Source organism: Synechococcus sp. MIT S1220, assembly GCF_047303025.1.
Taxonomy (GTDB): Bacteria; Cyanobacteriota; Cyanobacteriia; order PCC-6307; family Cyanobiaceae; genus Parasynechococcus.
In genome coordinates, this window is sequence record NZ_CP138939.1 from 1,307,275 (window position 1) to 1,320,701 (window position 13,427).

The following is a 13,427-nucleotide window of genomic DNA, read 5'->3' on the forward strand; positions in this document are numbered from 1 at the left end:
GTTGGTGCGCACCAAAGATCCAGGACGACTCGTGCCCACCATCCGATTTGAACAGGAAGGCCAGCAGGTGGGTTGCATCGAGGGAGCAAATCTGCGACGCGCAGCCCTCGATTCAGGCCTCAACCCCTACAAGGGCCTCAACAACCTCAACAACTGTGGTGGTGTTGGCCAATGCGGTACTTGTGTAGTTGAAGTTGTCGAAGGCTTAAACAATCTTTCACCACGCAGTGATGTTGAGGAGGTTTACCTGGCTGACCGTCCCGCCAACTATCGGTTGAGTTGCCGCACCACCGTCAACGGTGATGTGACTGTCCGAACCCGTCCCGATGACGGTGCCGGCAAAGGGTCCAACAGCCTCGTTGGAGCTGTTAAGTCCTTGTTCGGCCGCTGAGTCTGAGTCCGTTGGCTGATCAACTTCTCGTTTACAGCTACAGCCGCTGCAGTACCTGTCGTAAGGCAATCAATTGGCTAAAACAGAAGAATGTTGAACATCTGGTGATCGACATTGTCGATCACCCTCCATCGCGTGAGCAGCTTGCCAATGCTGCTCAACAACTTGGAGAGAGAAAACTTCTGTTCAATACCAGTGGCCTCTCCTATCGAGCCATTGGAGCGGCTGCAGTGAAGGCAATGAAAGACGATGAGGCTCTTGATGCTCTGGCCGCTGATGGAAAACTGATCAAACGCCCTTTTGTTGTTACACCTGCCGGAAAAGTTTTGGTTGGATTTAAGCCGGAGGTCTGGGCTGATCAGCTGGAGGATTGAAGTTCAAGCCATCCAATTCGCTGATTAAATCGTTCACAGCGTGTTCACGGTTAAGTTGTTGGAAACTGGATCGTTTGAGATCTTCGAGGAGTGATGCCAGCAATTCCTGGCTTCGTTCAAGCACAGGGCCCTGCTCCATCGCCCTTGCGAGTTCCTCCCAGAATCGATCAAGAGTATCCGTGCCTAAACCATCAAGGACCGGATCTTTCACCCCTAAGCGGCTGCCCGCACCGCGGGACAGGTCCAGGGCTGAATCCACAAGGTTTTCAGCGAGCTGTCGGCTGAATTGCAACTCGGCTTTCTGGTAACTGACGTTGCTTCGCAAAGGGGCCGGAATCATTTTGCTGTCCATTCCCTGCTGGAGGATGTGGGTACTGAGTGCCACCAGCTGCGGTCTCATGTTGGGCCCGATTTGACTGAGAAGGAGGGGTAACCACAGACGCAGGAGTTCGATTAATTCCCTCGATTCGTTCTGATCTGTGCCTTGGTAAGTGCAAAACCCTCTGATTTTTTGCGGCAGCTGGGGTGATCGGATCACATCCTGGAGTGCATCCACAACACGGATGGTGATGACTTCAAACAGCTCAACGGCCAGAAGTGCAACCACGCCGCGGCTGATTACGGCGCGAAGCGATTCCAGCTGAATCAAACCAGCGGTGGATAGTCGTTCCGTGACTGGCACCACGCGCAGCAGTCGAGCGAATGGCAGCAGCAACGGCAGGTCAATCCAGCGTCGTAGCAGTGCATCACGCCAGCGAATCGCTGGATAGCGGCGTTTGAGTCGGGCGGTGCGAAGCAGAATGTCGAGGACAAACAGGAGTTGAAAGGGTGTATCCAGGCGCCAGCTCAGATCCGTGGGAAGACCGTTCTGTGCAGTGCTGCGCCAGTAATTCACTTCAACCAGTGGGAGGATCTTTTCAAGCCAGAACTGCCGCTCCGTGGACCATCCATGCCGCTTGAGTAGGGTTGGGCTGAGCAGCTGCGCGGCAGCGTCAAGGGAGGAGTCGAGTCCAGCGCGCCCGCGCAAGCGGTTTTTCAGTTTTTCCAGGACGCCGCCATTCCCCGAACTGAGGAAGGGATTGGTCGCGATCATCTGTTGCGTCAGCTTCACCTGCTGCGCGAGTTGTTGCTGAACCGCATCGCCGTTGATCCCGTCGCGTTGGATCGTTTGGTCCAGTTTCTGAAAATGTGTGAGGTATGTCGTTGTGTCGTGATGGGGTTCAATTCCCTTCACCTGGTCGTAAACCGTGGTGATGTCAGGCAGCCAATGCAACGGAATAACCAGCTGCAGGGATGGCAGGGGGTACAGGTTGCGCTGGAGCCAGAAGCTGCGGAGAGGGACGTAGCTGACATCGAAGAGAACCCAAACCAGATTTAGGCCTGCTACGAGGGCAACAAACTGATCCCAGCGCCGCCAGCTCAGGTTTCGGTTGCGGTGCTTCAACCCTTGCCAGCGGGGGCGGATCATCGGCTTCCAGGCTGAGAGCGCCCATGGATCTGCATCTATGGTGAAGCATCTTTTTCCGTCATTGGCCCGTTGGCTGCCGACCAACAGAAACGCTCAAGACTTGACCCCTTCTGGGATTTCTGGGGACCTGTTCTCTTTACCATCGCGCTGTATTTCGGCATTCGTCATTTCGTCGTCGAAGCGAGATACATCCCCTCAGGTTCGATGCTGCCGGGGCTGCAGATCCAGGACAAACTGCTTGTTGAAAAGCTCAGTTATCTGCCGAGGGGGCCGAAACGAGGAGAGATTGTTGTTTTTAATTCTCCCTATGCGTTTGACCCTGCCCTCAGCCCAGCCGATCGGCCTTCGGCCTTCCAATGCATGTTCGCCAATCTGCCCATCATTGGTGTGATCCCAGGGGTCGCCAATCCAGCGTGTGATGCTTACATCAAGCGCGTGGTTGCAGTGGGTGGTGATCGCGTTTCCGTCAATCCCCGTGGAGAAGTCACCCTGAACGGCACCCTGCTGGATGAGCCCTACGTCACCAATTACTGCCAACTTGATCCGCAGGGGATGAGTCCATGCCTCACTTTGAGTGGCACGGTGCCGAAGGATTCGGTTCTCGCCCTCGGGGACAATCGGAGCAACAGTTGGGATGGCCGTTTCTGGCCCAGCAGCCCCTATCTGCCGACCGATGAGATTCTCGGTCGTGCCGTTTGGCGCTTCTGGCCATGGAGCAGGATCGGCGGACTTAACGATTGAGGCCGCAAGCGATCACGCGCCCTTGAAGTTCCTCTCCAAGCAGGGGAACGTTTGCAGCAGAGGGGGCCGAGATGTCTTGGCGCGTGACGGTCCAGCGATGGTCTGGATCGAACAACAACCATCGGCGGCTGCCTTCCCGCAGAACTTCCACCGGCTGGTTGAGCATCGCCGAAGGTCCAAAGCTCAGCGCCTGCCAGAGTTCACGGATCTGGAACCCCCCCTCGCGGATCAAGGCATCCCAGAGCGCTGGCAGGACCAGGTGATGCCCGCTCAAACCAGGCGGCCGCTGATCTGTGGGCAAGAGCATGTCCTCTTCATCGAGGGGCACCGCATGAACGCTGATGGACTGAATCGTGCCGTCGCGCAGCGCCTGCCTGAGGGCTTGACGATCGTCCCGATCTCCCAGTGATGGCCGCACGCGCCAACCGGGGTCACAGGGACCCATGCCGTTGTTGTCCATCAATAAATGCCACCAGCAGACGCTGCCCATCGGAGCGGGATCGGCGCGGCGAAGCTGTTCGACGGCATCCGCCGTGGAGATGTTCATCACCTGCAGCCGGCGTCCAGGATGGCGGCGCTGCAGTGCGATCAGTTGCGCCATGGGCAACGATTCGCTGCTCAGGGGGTCTGGAACCCAACCGGCACGCAGTGTTTCAGTCCCTTCCCGCACCATTCCCTCCCCCTGAAGATCCCCATCCCGGGGCGCGATCAGAACCGGTGCGGTGCCCATTTCCCCCAACACGAGGCCTCGCTCGAGAACAGGCTGCGGGATCATGGCGTCGTCATCAGCAAGACCGACCGCGCCGTTCTCGAGGAGATCACCATGGGGCGCCAGGTCGACGCCCCTTCCACCACTGCTGAATGCTCCCCAAAGGTGGACCTGCAGTTGGTCTGGGTCTCGGCGGACAAGGGGGGCGACCCCCTCAGGGCGATCACGCCAGGGCGTGGCCCGCGGAAGAAGGGCCAGTTGGCCAAAACCAGCGGCGCTGGCGCAGTTCACCAGGCTGTTGAGGGTCTCGGCGTGTCCGCTGAAAGGGAGCTCCAGAATGGAGTAGGGATCCACAAGACAGGGAGCAATGAGTTGGCTCGAGGCATCTGTCGGCTCAACATTCCGTTGAGCAGCCATGGCGTGTGCCGTGTGATCAAACCCGGCCAGAACGCCGCTATCGATGAAGACAGCCCCTTGGCGCTCATCCTGTCCAGGACCCTCCAGGATCCGGACGGGCGAGAGCAGTACGGGGTCATCCATGGGGTCAGAGGGCTCCAGCCGCTGTCCGGTCAATGACACTGCCGAAGTGGGACGTGAGATTCAGGCAGGTCACCACCGCAGGCTGGCCTGGATCGCCGGCGATGTCGACAACGGTGACACCGCCGTTTCCCTGTTTCACAGCCCAGATGTCGGCGGGCGTCAGCCCAAGCAGGTCGCACAGGATTGTCTTGTTGACGGCGTCATGGGCAACGACCAACGCCGTTTCGTCTGGTTTCAGCGTGCTGGCAATCTCCTGCCAGGTGCGAACCGACCGAGCCCAGACATCCTGAATGGTTTCACCTTCAGGCATCTGAACGGTTTCTGGAGCGCGCTTCCAGCGCGCTAGCAAATCCGACCAACCGGCATTGATTTCGGATTCGAGTTTTCCTTCCCAGAGGCCGTGCCCGATTTCCACCAGTCCATCGGTTTTTATGAGGGTCACCGATGGATGCCGTTCCAGGATGATCGATGCCGTTTCCGATGGCCTGGACATGGTGCTGCTCCAAGCCCGATCGATTTGGATGTCTTGGAGAAAGTCCCGAGCTGCTGAGGCCTGGCTGCGGCCGTGATCATTCAGGGGAATGTCGATCTGCCCCTGGAATCGCCCCTCCTTATTCCAATCTGTTTCTCCGTGGCGCACCAGGATGAGCCGTGCAGCCGCTCCTTTGGGGGGGAGAGGCGCGAGGTGGGTGGTGTTGTTGAGGCATTCGATCTGCACCTGAGGCCGATCCTCACCAGGTCGCAGGTTGAAGATCGATAGGGACGTGTTGTCCACCCTCAACCGTCGAAAGCCGTTGTCTGGTTCGTTGAGCAGCACCAGCATCAGGCAACGGAGGATGGCGTTGTGCGCGACCACCAGCACGGTGTCATCACCGTCAACGGGATGGCGTTTGAGCAGTGCATCGATGGTGCCCCGTGCCTGATCCATCAGTTCGGCCAGGGGTTTGTAGGTGCTGCCGTCGCTGTGATTTAACTGCAGTTCCAGAGGTTGGCGTTTCCAAACCCCGTAGGCCTCAGGGTGTCGCTCCGTGAGTTCTGAAAGGCGCAGTCCGCTCCACGGTTCCAGATCCACCTCAAGCAATCCGTCATCGAAAATCGGTTCCGGGGCTGGGGCGCCGCGACCCTCCAGTAAGGAGGCAGTCGTGGAGGCTGCCCGTTGGAGTGGCGAGGTGTAGACCGCGCTGAGGGGGACCTCAGCGAGGGAAGCGCCCAGTCGTCGCGCCTGTTCATGGCCTTCATCAGTCAGGCCTGAAAGGTCATCTCGACCCTGGATCCGACGTTCCTGATTGAAACTGCTTAGGCCGTGACGGACCAGGAGAAGGCGGAGGGGCACCGATGCGGCGGCGGGGCGCGGTCATCGTATGGGTCAAGCCGAATCGAGGGACAATCGGGGTGAATCGAGTCGACGTGGTGCCGCCCAGTTCAGTCCAATCACCGCCGCCGTTTTGGAAAATCCTGCTGGCCGTGGTGTCCTTCGCCCTGGCGGTTCTGATCTGGGTGTCCGGGCTGATCTCAAGCCTCACGAGGCCATCGGTTGCACCGACCTTGTCCTTGCAGCAGCAGGAACTGACCTTTCTTGCAGAACCGTCTGTGCCGACTCAGCTGCGGCAAATCCTCGTGAGCGACGACCCGCGTGGTGTCTTGCTGGAAGCCTTGCAGGACAGTCCTTCTGCCCAGAGGACTTCCCGTCAGGAGCTGCTGCTCGTGCTGCTTGAACCTGAGCCCAATGCTGAGGTGCCCGTGCTGGACAATGCGAATCGGAACGACCCTTTGCTGAACCGTCTGCGCTGCGAAGCACTGGGCGGATCGCAACTCGCTTGCCTTGATCCTGCTGTCGCGGACGCGGCGGCGGCGCGCCTAACGATCAGCGTGTTCCTGCCGCTGATCAGCGTTCTTGCGGGGTCTGGTCTGTTGTTACTCCGACTCTGGATTCTGTTTCGCGGGGAACAGAAACCATGGCCTGCGCTCCAGGGCCCTGCTCTCAGCGTGCTCGACATGGTGTTGTTGGTGGCCGGCGGTTTCGTTGTGATCAGTGCCGCTGGCGTGCCTTTGGTGGCGGCACCGATCGTGCAGGCCCTCACCCAGGGGCTCGGTTCGCCGCGGCGGGAAGCTTTGGATGTGGTGATCAACTACAGCGTGATGGCGCTGCCGAGCCTGCTGATTCTGTGGCGGCAACTCAGTGCGCTTCGCGTCGAGAGCTGTCCACGAGGTGGGTGGCTGCAGTGGCGTCTGCAGCCACCGTTCAGCGCCTTGATGCGTGCGCTGGGTGGATGGCTGATGGTCACCCCTGTTGTGATGCTGACCGGTTGGCTTCTGGTGCAACTGGTGGGGGATCCCGGAGGGAGCAATCCGCTGCTGGAACTGGTGCTGAACAGTCGGGATGGGATTGCACTCGCACTGCTCGCCTTCACTGCAGTGGTGCTTGCCCCATTATTTGAAGAGGTGATTTTTCGCGGGGCACTGCTGCCTGTGCTGGCGAAGCGTTTCGGTGTGACTTGGGGGATTGTTCTCAGTGGCCTGCTGTTTGGTCTGGCTCACATCAGCATTGGAGAGCTGGCTCCTCTCACCGTGCTTGGCGTGGGTCTGGCGATGCTGCGGATCAGCAGCGGCAGGCTTCTGCCCTGTGTGCTGATGCATGCGCTTTGGAACGGCATCACTTTTATCAATCTGCTGCTGCTCTAAAGCTGCTGGCGAGAGCCTTGCCGAGCAGGGGTGCGAATGGTTCACTGGCAAATTCGCCCCAATTAACGGTGGTCGCCGCACCGGAACCCCGCCCTTCATCGACGGCTTTCGAGCTGATTCAGGGGTCGTTGTCGGCAGGCCGAGTCGCCCGGCGTTCCCCTCTGCTGGGTGGTTTGCATCGTGTGATGGATGGAACGATGCTCGGTGTGGTGGCGGCGGTGGCAGTCCTGGCGGGGCTCACGTTGCATTGGCAGCACCGCTGGACCGTCTCCTTCAACCGATTGGAGAGCACCCGATCTTTGGCCCATCGGCTCACGGAATCAACCTCCGTGATGGAGCAACATCTGCTGCGTCGCACAACCCAGCCATCCGATCTGGTCCCCACCAAAGTGGCCAATCTTGTGTATCTCAAGCGGCCTGCGCAGACCCACATCCCACCGGCTGAGATCTCGCTGCTGCCGTCGATTGATGAATTGATGACCCAGCGCATCCGATCGGGTTACTGATGAGCCGGCAGACCCTTTCCCGGTTGAACCCGCCCCAGCGGCGAACCCGTTCCAGGGTGATTCCCCTGGAAAAAGTGCCCTCCAAGCGACTTTGGTGGGTGTTTTTCATCCTCTGCACGGGACTGGTGGGTCTGATCGGCCGAATGGCCTGGTTGCAACTGGTTCAGACCGGCGATCTGGAGAGCCGAGCACGCCAGCTTCAGACGCAGAAGAGCCAACCGCTGGGTCAGCGACGGCCAATCGTTGATCGCAACGGACGGCTCGTGGCGATGGATGAGAAACGCTTTCGTCTGTGGGCCCATCCCCGCTATTTCAATTTCCCGGGGGATGAGCTCAGCCACGTCAGGCCTGCCGATGATGTGGCAAAGACGCTGGCTCCGGTTCTGGCGGTGCCTGCAGATCGTCTCAAGGCTCAGTTGGCAGGGCGTCAGTCTGGAATCAAGCTCAAGGAGGGGATCGATCCGGAGACAGCCGCCTCGATTCGAGCGCTTGGGATCAGTGGATTGGATCTTGAGGCCTACCCGCAGCGGATTTACCCCCAGGGCTCTCTGTTCGCCAACGTGGTGGGCTTTCTCAACGATGAGCGCGTCCCGCAGGCCGGCTTGGAACAGAGTCGGGATGGTGAACTTCTGCGCTATGAACAGCCCCGCAGTTTGCGGATGGGCGCGGATGGCACTCCGTTGCCGGATGACCTCGCTCCAGGGGTGTTTTTCGGGGATGATCTGCGGCTTCAGCTGACGCTTGATTCCGGTCTTCAGGAGCTCACCGTCAAAGCCCTGGACGCTCAGGTCAAAAAGTGGAAAGCGAAGAAGGGCGCTGCCATCGTCATGGATGTGACGAATGGCGAACTGCTTGTCCTCGCCTCCACACCCACCTATGACCCGAACCGGTTCTGGAGCTTCAGTCCCGGACGATTTCGGGAATGGTCGGTGCAGGATCTCTATGAACCGGGTTCGACGTTCAAGCCGATCAACCTGGCCCTGGCGCTCCAGGAAGGTGTGATCCAGCCAGCGGATCGTGTGCATGACGTTGGACGTCTTCAGATCGGTGGCTGGCCAATCAACAATCACGATAAGAGGGCCAACGGCTTGATCGATTTCGCCACGGTGCTTCAGGTGTCCAGCAACGTTGGGATGGTGCAGGCGATGCGTCATCTGAACGATCACCTCTACTGGAGCTGGATGAAGCGGTTGGGCATCGACCGGAAGCCGGACACCGACCTGCCAGGCGCTGTTGCCGGTCAGCTGAAAACGAAAGAACAGTTCACCACCCAACCGATTGAGCCGGCGACCACCGCCTTTGGACAGGGCTTTTCACTGACGCCGTTGAAACTTGCCCAGCTGCATGCCGTACTGGCCAATGGTGGCCGTTTGGTGAGTCCTCACATCACCCGTGGTTTCCGCTCCGGCCATGCACTGGCGCCGGCGGCGTCACCCAGTGGCCAGCAGTTGCTCAAGCCTGAGGTGACGCGCACAGTGATGAGTTGGATGGAGTCAGTTGTTGACGAGGGCAGCGGCAAGGGGGTGAAGACCCCTGGGTATCGCATCGGTGGCAAGACAGGAACGGCTCAAAAAGCTTTGAACGGTATTTATTTACCTGGGGCCAAGATTTGCAGCTTTGTGGCAGTGCTGCCGGTGGAGAAACCAAGATATGTCGTTCTCATTGTTGTGGATGAACCACAAGGTGCAAATGCCTATGGATCAACCGTTGCTGTTCCTGTAGCCAAACAGGTGATTGATGGCCTGCTGGTGGTGGAGAAAATTCCACCTTCCAATCCTGCTGAATTGAACAAAGCAGCGAAAAGCTGACGGCTTGAGAAACGTCGCTACGTTAAGGACGAAGGTGCGAATTAACTGCTATGGCCAGCTTGCTCGAGCAGCTTTCAAAAATGACCGTGGTCGTTGCTGACACTGGTGATCTTGAAGCAATTCGGAAGTTCACGCCCCGTGATGCCACGACCAATCCATCCCTGATTCTGGCGGCTGCACAGATTCCCGCTTATCAGAATTTGATCGACGAAGCATTGCGATCTTCGCGAAGGTTGATCGGGAATCAAGCACCAGTTGAGGATGTTGTGCATGAAGCGCTTGATGAAATCAGTGTGATCTTTGGTAAGGAAATTCTAAAGATTGTTCCAGGTCGTGTGTCGACAGAAGTCGATGCACGGTTGAGTTACGACACAGAGGCCACGATTGCCAAGGGGCGCAAATTGATTCGCCTCTACAACGATGCCGGGATCAGCAATGAACGCGTCTTGATCAAGATTGCCTCCACATGGGAGGGGATTAAGGCGGCAGAGGTTTTGGAGAAAGAGGGTATTCATTGCAATCTCACCCTCTTGTTCGGATTTGGGCAGGCTGTCGCCTGTGCCGAAGCCGGCGTCACACTGATTTCTCCCTTTGTCGGGCGAATCCTGGATTGGTACAAGGCCGAAACAGGTCGTGATGCCTATCCCGGGCCTGAAGATCCAGGGGTGATCTCGGTGACGCGGATCTTTAATTATTTCAAGACTTTCGGCTATGCCACCGAAGTGATGGGTGCCAGCTTCCGCAATCTCGATGAAATCACCGAGCTGGCCGGATGTGATCTGCTCACAATCTCACCCAAGCTTCTCGATCAGCTTCGCGACAGTGATGCTGACCTGCAGCGCAAGCTCGACAGCAACAATCCCACCGGCGGCGAAGCCCAGATCCATGTTGATCACGACAGCTTCGCAGTCATGATGGGAGAGGACCGCATGGCGACCGACAAGCTTGGTGAAGGAATCAAGGGGTTCAGTAAAGCGATTGAAACGCTTGAACATCAACTCGCCCACCGCCTTGCGGAGCTTGAGGGGGGATCGGCCTTTGGCCATGCCGTCCAGGAAATCTTCATGCTCAACGACATGAATGGTGATGACCGGATCACGCGTGACGAATGGCTTGGCAGTGACGTGGTGTTTGATGCGCTGGATCAAGATCACGATGGCTGTATTACCCAGGAGGATGTCCGTCAGGGGTTTGGTGCTGCATTGGCTCTCGCCAAAGCCTGAGCGCGCCTGAGCCAACGCGATGGGCAGGCGATTCGGTATGCATCGTCTGCCCTCTTGGGGTTGGTGCCCTGAGAGCAACCCCAGCTGCAATCCATGAATATTCTCGACACGATGCGAGCCCTGGCCAGCAAAGGAGAAGTGCTTGAGCTGCACGAGGGTGAGGTGTTGTTCCGTTCCGGTGAAACCGGCGAGTCGATGTACGGAATCCTGGAGGGCACCGTTCGGCTTTCCTGGACCGCAACCAACGGCAAGATCAGCCACGAGGACATCGTTGCCGGTCATGTTTTCGGGGCAGGTGCTCTGGTGATGGAAGACCACAAACGTCTTGGCACGGCCACGGCATCGGAGGAGTGCCGCTTGATTGAGATGAATCGCGAGAAATTTCTGTTTGCGATGCAGGAAGCACCGATGTTTGCGATTCAGCTGCTGGCGTCTGTTGATGAGCGGCTGCGTGACATCAAAACGGCAGCAAACTGACTGACTGACTGACTGACTGACTGACTGACTGACTGACTGACTGACTGACTGACAACGGTTCCTGCACTTAACGGGATAATTTCTCTGTTTTGCGGAGATCAGGCTCGCGGCTGATGCAACAGATCCGTTTGGGTGTGCGTCTCGGGTTGTTTCAACTCAGCCTGGGTGTGCTGGGGGTGCTCACCCTGGGCCTGCTCAACCGTGTTCTCATCCAAGACATTCAGATCCCTGCAGCCCTTGCTGCCCTGATGATCGGTGCGCAGGAGCTGATGGGCTTCACACGCGCTTGGTTTGGCCATCGATCTGATCAGATCCCAGCGAATCAGCTGCGACGCACGCCGTACATCCTGGCAAGTTCCTGCACCCTGGCTCTCCTGTTCGGTGTGGCGGGCTGGCTTGTGCTTCAGCTTGCGGGCGCGATGCAGGTGGCCGACTCCTCCTCATCTGCAGTGTGGATTGCTCTGTTGGTCCTGGTTTTTGTCGGGATCGGAACCGCCGTCTCGGCTGGCGGAACAGCTTTTTCTGCTCTGGTTGCCGATCTGACGACAGAGCGTGAACGCCCAAGGGTGTTGGCTGTGGTGTGGGCGATGCGTTTGATCGGTGTTCTGGCCGGCACGGTGCTGGTCAGTCAGCTGTTTGGTTCGGCTTGTCTGGATGGTGCTGGTCGCGCGGAAGTGATCGATGGAATGGCACGGCTGATGGTTTCAGCACCGTGGCTTCTGGCTTTGCTCGGAGTGGCATCCGTGATTGGTTTGGAGCGCCCCAGGCCGGTCGAGCGCGAGACCACTCCAGCCGCGGAACTGACCGCAAAGATCTCGTTGCGTCAGATGCTTGGCCTGTTGCGATCGATTCCGCAGGCGAGCGGATTCATGGCAGTGATGTGCTTATTCACGTACAGCATGTTCCTCAACGATGCCGTGCTGGAGCCCTACGGAGCCGCTGTCTTTGGCATGAACGTTTGTATGACGACATCCCTTAATGCTGTGTTGGCGTTTGGTTTTCTGTTCGGTTTGTTGCTCAGTGGATTTCAGCTCGTCCCCCGTTTTGGGATGCTGCGCACATCGCAAGTCGGAGCAGCAGCGTCGGCGATTTGCCTCATCCTGATGATGATTTCTGGGTCCACGCTGAATCAGATGTTGTTTCAGGGATCCATCGGGGCCTTTGGGGTGTCTCTGGGGGTTTGTATTCATGCGTGTCTGAATCTGATGTTCAGCTTTGTTCAGCCAGGTCTGACTGCTGCTTTGCTTGGAATCTGGGGGGTGGGTTATGCCTATTCCAAAGGAATTGCCACCGTCAGTGGTGGCGGTTTGTTGACGTTGCTTCAGTCCATTAATGGAGGCGATGTCTTGGCGTCCTATCAGGGTGTTTTCAGCTTTCAGGTGTTTTGTTTCCTAATAGCAGGACTCTTCATGAATCGCTTGAATCTGGAACGCTTCAAAGATCGGATCAAAAACAGCATGGATCGGTTTGCCGCGATGGCAATCGATTGAAAGCGGATTGATCAGGGCATACCTATCAAGTTTGTCGGAAATGGAATGGTTGACGTTGCTTTCTCCATCAAAGATTCGTTGAATGTAGCTCATGGATTTTTTCAAAATATTTTTTGTATAATGCAGCAAAATTGTCACGGCTCTTAAAACCATAAAGTTCACGAATCTCTTCAATTCTGCAAAGGTTCAATGTCTTTTGAATGGTGCGATGTCTGAGGGTCTGATGAATATGCTCAAGACGAATCGCGCGTAAACTTCCAGGGTCCAATTCCAAGTGCCTCCTTGCACCCCTGTGAGATTGCCGTGCGAATGGTATGCAATTGTTTGAGCACCATCTCTAGTGATTGGGGGTGGTCGACGTGCCTATAGACCTAAGCCAGCAGGTCTTTGCAGAGTTCGTGGCGTTGCGTCAGCCTCAAAGGAACCGTTTCCAGCTTCGGCGCACTTGTGAAGTAGTCAAAGAGGCTTTGATGAATCGCATCGCGCTGAGGGTTGGTGAGGCTTTCGGGCTCACGAGGCTGTTTGGGATCCCAAGGAAGCACAGCTCTCATGGCTGTATGGAATCGATCAAGCGCATGGCTTGAGGGTTGAATCGTATTGGCCTTCTTGATGATCTCAGCAAACATCGTCTCGCTGATGGTTCTCTCTCCCCTGAATGTCTCGAGTGGACAGAGATAAATCACCATTCGGCTGTTGGCCGCTAGATGAAAGAAGTGGAAGCGGGTTCGCGTGGAAAATCCAACAAGAACCTGTGTCGCTATTGCGGAAAGATTGTTACTGACATTCTGGAAGCTCCCTGGTCGATCTGCGCGCAAGAGTTCAAGGGTGCAGAACGTGGTGGTATGGGTATTTTCTCACCACAGACAAAAATGGGCCGATTGGTTGTGACGGATCAGCAGAGATCGTCTTCTCCTGGGATGATCCGCAATTCATCCTTCAAGCGCCCAGGAGTTGTCCTTACCGCACACAACTGACACTCAAATAAAAGTAGCTTCTCCAATTCCATCGCTGTGGACAA

Annotated in this window: 15 protein-coding genes; 10 read left to right on the top strand and 5 right to left on the bottom strand. The window is 57.2% G+C overall.

Translation table 11 applies throughout. From position 1 onward, the window contains the following. The first annotated feature begins 31 nt into the window (after positions 1 to 31). Both SIB64_RS06455 and SIB64_RS06460 read left to right on the top strand, forming a co-directional pair. A complete protein-coding gene (locus SIB64_RS06455) occupies positions 32 to 391 on the top strand; it encodes a 2Fe-2S iron-sulfur cluster-binding protein (RefSeq protein ID WP_413442916.1) in 360 nt (119 codons plus the stop codon). A gap of 11 nt (positions 392 to 402) precedes the next feature. Continuing rightward, complete coding sequence (locus SIB64_RS06460) at positions 403 to 765, top strand: arsenate reductase family protein (RefSeq protein WP_413442430.1); 363 nt, start codon at positions 403 to 405, stop codon at positions 763 to 765. On the opposite strand, the gene SIB64_RS06465 is transcribed toward SIB64_RS06460, so the two are convergent. Then, complete coding sequence (locus SIB64_RS06465; RefSeq protein ID WP_413442917.1) at positions 728 to 2,233, bottom strand: hypothetical protein; 1,506 nt, start codon at positions 2,231 to 2,233, stop codon at positions 728 to 730. The two genes, SIB64_RS06460 and SIB64_RS06465, sit on opposite strands and share 38 nt — an antisense overlap. 69 nt (positions 2,234 to 2,302) lie before the next feature. Here SIB64_RS06465 and lepB point away from each other — a divergent pair, with 69 nt between their 5' ends. Continuing rightward, positions 2,303 to 2,974 carry a signal peptidase I gene (lepB, locus tag SIB64_RS06470; protein ID WP_413442431.1) on the top strand — a complete coding sequence of 224 codons (672 nt, stop codon included), beginning with the start codon at positions 2,303 to 2,305 and terminating at the stop codon, positions 2,972 to 2,974. Here the strand turns inward: lepB and SIB64_RS06475 are convergent. Next, complete coding sequence (locus SIB64_RS06475) at positions 2,964 to 4,223, bottom strand: dihydroorotase (RefSeq protein ID WP_413442918.1); 1,260 nt, start codon at positions 4,221 to 4,223, stop codon at positions 2,964 to 2,966. The genes lepB and SIB64_RS06475 overlap by 11 nt on opposite strands. 4 nt (positions 4,224 to 4,227) lie before the next feature. Continuing rightward, positions 4,228 to 5,556, bottom strand: coding sequence for a histidine phosphatase family protein (locus SIB64_RS06480; RefSeq protein ID WP_413442432.1), 1,329 nt, complete (start codon positions 5,554 to 5,556; stop codon positions 4,228 to 4,230). A gap of 2 nt (positions 5,557 to 5,558) precedes the next feature. Between SIB64_RS06480 and SIB64_RS06485 the strand changes: the two genes are divergently transcribed. The 6 genes from SIB64_RS06485 (at position 5,559) to SIB64_RS06510 (ending at position 12,409) form a co-directional block, all read left to right on the top strand. Then, complete coding sequence (locus SIB64_RS06485) at positions 5,559 to 6,905, top strand: CPBP family intramembrane glutamic endopeptidase (RefSeq protein ID WP_413442433.1); 1,347 nt, start codon at positions 5,559 to 5,561, stop codon at positions 6,903 to 6,905. 68 nt (positions 6,906 to 6,973) lie between these two features. Continuing rightward, positions 6,974 to 7,411: a hypothetical protein gene (locus SIB64_RS06490; protein WP_413442434.1), complete on the top strand. Its 438-nt coding sequence runs from the start codon at positions 6,974 to 6,976 to the stop codon at positions 7,409 to 7,411. Next, complete coding sequence (locus SIB64_RS06495; protein ID WP_413442435.1) at positions 7,411 to 9,219, top strand: peptidoglycan D,D-transpeptidase FtsI family protein; 1,809 nt, start codon at positions 7,411 to 7,413, stop codon at positions 9,217 to 9,219. Before SIB64_RS06490 ends, SIB64_RS06495 begins: the two co-directional genes overlap by 1 nt. A 50-nt stretch (positions 9,220 to 9,269) precedes the next feature. Further along, positions 9,270 to 10,442 carry a transaldolase gene (locus SIB64_RS06500; RefSeq protein WP_413442436.1) on the top strand — a complete coding sequence of 391 codons (1,173 nt, stop codon included), beginning with the start codon at positions 9,270 to 9,272 and terminating at the stop codon, positions 10,440 to 10,442. Positions 10,443 to 10,535: 93 nt separating this feature from the next. Continuing rightward, positions 10,536 to 10,919, top strand: a complete 384-nt coding sequence (locus SIB64_RS06505; RefSeq protein WP_413442437.1) for a Crp/Fnr family transcriptional regulator — start codon at positions 10,536 to 10,538, stop codon at positions 10,917 to 10,919. Between the two features lie 113 nt (positions 10,920 to 11,032). Next, entirely contained in the window at positions 11,033 to 12,409 is a 1,377-nt protein-coding gene (locus tag SIB64_RS06510) for a BCD family MFS transporter (RefSeq protein WP_413442438.1), read from the top strand. Between the two features lie 67 nt (positions 12,410 to 12,476). Here SIB64_RS06510 and SIB64_RS06515 read toward each other — a convergent pair whose 3' ends face one another. Together SIB64_RS06515 and SIB64_RS06520 are read right to left on the bottom strand one after the other, a co-directional pair. Next, complete coding sequence (locus SIB64_RS06515; protein WP_413442439.1) at positions 12,477 to 12,683, bottom strand: hypothetical protein; 207 nt, start codon at positions 12,681 to 12,683, stop codon at positions 12,477 to 12,479. A gap of 97 nt (positions 12,684 to 12,780) precedes the next feature. Further along, positions 12,781 to 13,035, bottom strand: a complete 255-nt coding sequence (locus tag SIB64_RS06520; protein WP_413442440.1) for a hypothetical protein — start codon at positions 13,033 to 13,035, stop codon at positions 12,781 to 12,783. 78 nt (positions 13,036 to 13,113) lie between these two features. On the opposite strand from SIB64_RS06520, the gene SIB64_RS06525 reads away from it, so the two are divergent. Beyond that, positions 13,114 to 13,383, top strand: a complete 270-nt coding sequence (locus SIB64_RS06525; protein WP_413442441.1) for a hypothetical protein — start codon at positions 13,114 to 13,116, stop codon at positions 13,381 to 13,383. The last annotated feature ends 44 nt before the right edge of the window (positions 13,384 to 13,427 follow it).

Bases quoted from the DNA above. Each gene is read 5' to 3' on its own strand.
- SIB64_RS06505 (WP_413442437.1), top strand. From the start codon at position 10,536: ATGAATATTCTCGACACGATGCGAGCCCTGGCCAGCAAAGGAGAAGTG.
- SIB64_RS06485 (WP_413442433.1), top strand. From the start codon at position 5,559: ATGCGGCGGCGGGGCGCGGTCATCGTATGGGTCAAGCCGAATCGAGGG.
- SIB64_RS06520 (WP_413442440.1), bottom strand. From the start codon at position 13,035: ATGTTTGCTGAGATCATCAAGAAGGCCAATACGATTCAACCCTCAAGC.
- SIB64_RS06495 (WP_413442435.1), top strand. From the start codon at position 7,411: ATGAGCCGGCAGACCCTTTCCCGGTTGAACCCGCCCCAGCGGCGAACC.
- SIB64_RS06475 (WP_413442918.1), bottom strand. From the start codon at position 4,223: ATGGATGACCCCGTACTGCTCTCGCCCGTCCGGATCCTGGAGGGTCCT.
- SIB64_RS06465 (WP_413442917.1), bottom strand. From the start codon at position 2,233: ATGATCCGCCCCCGCTGGCAAGGGTTGAAGCACCGCAACCGAAACCTG.
- SIB64_RS06500 (WP_413442436.1), top strand. From the start codon at position 9,270: ATGGCCAGCTTGCTCGAGCAGCTTTCAAAAATGACCGTGGTCGTTGCT.
- SIB64_RS06525 (WP_413442441.1), top strand. From the start codon at position 13,114: ATGAAAGAAGTGGAAGCGGGTTCGCGTGGAAAATCCAACAAGAACCTG.
- SIB64_RS06510 (WP_413442438.1), top strand. From the start codon at position 11,033: ATGCAACAGATCCGTTTGGGTGTGCGTCTCGGGTTGTTTCAACTCAGC.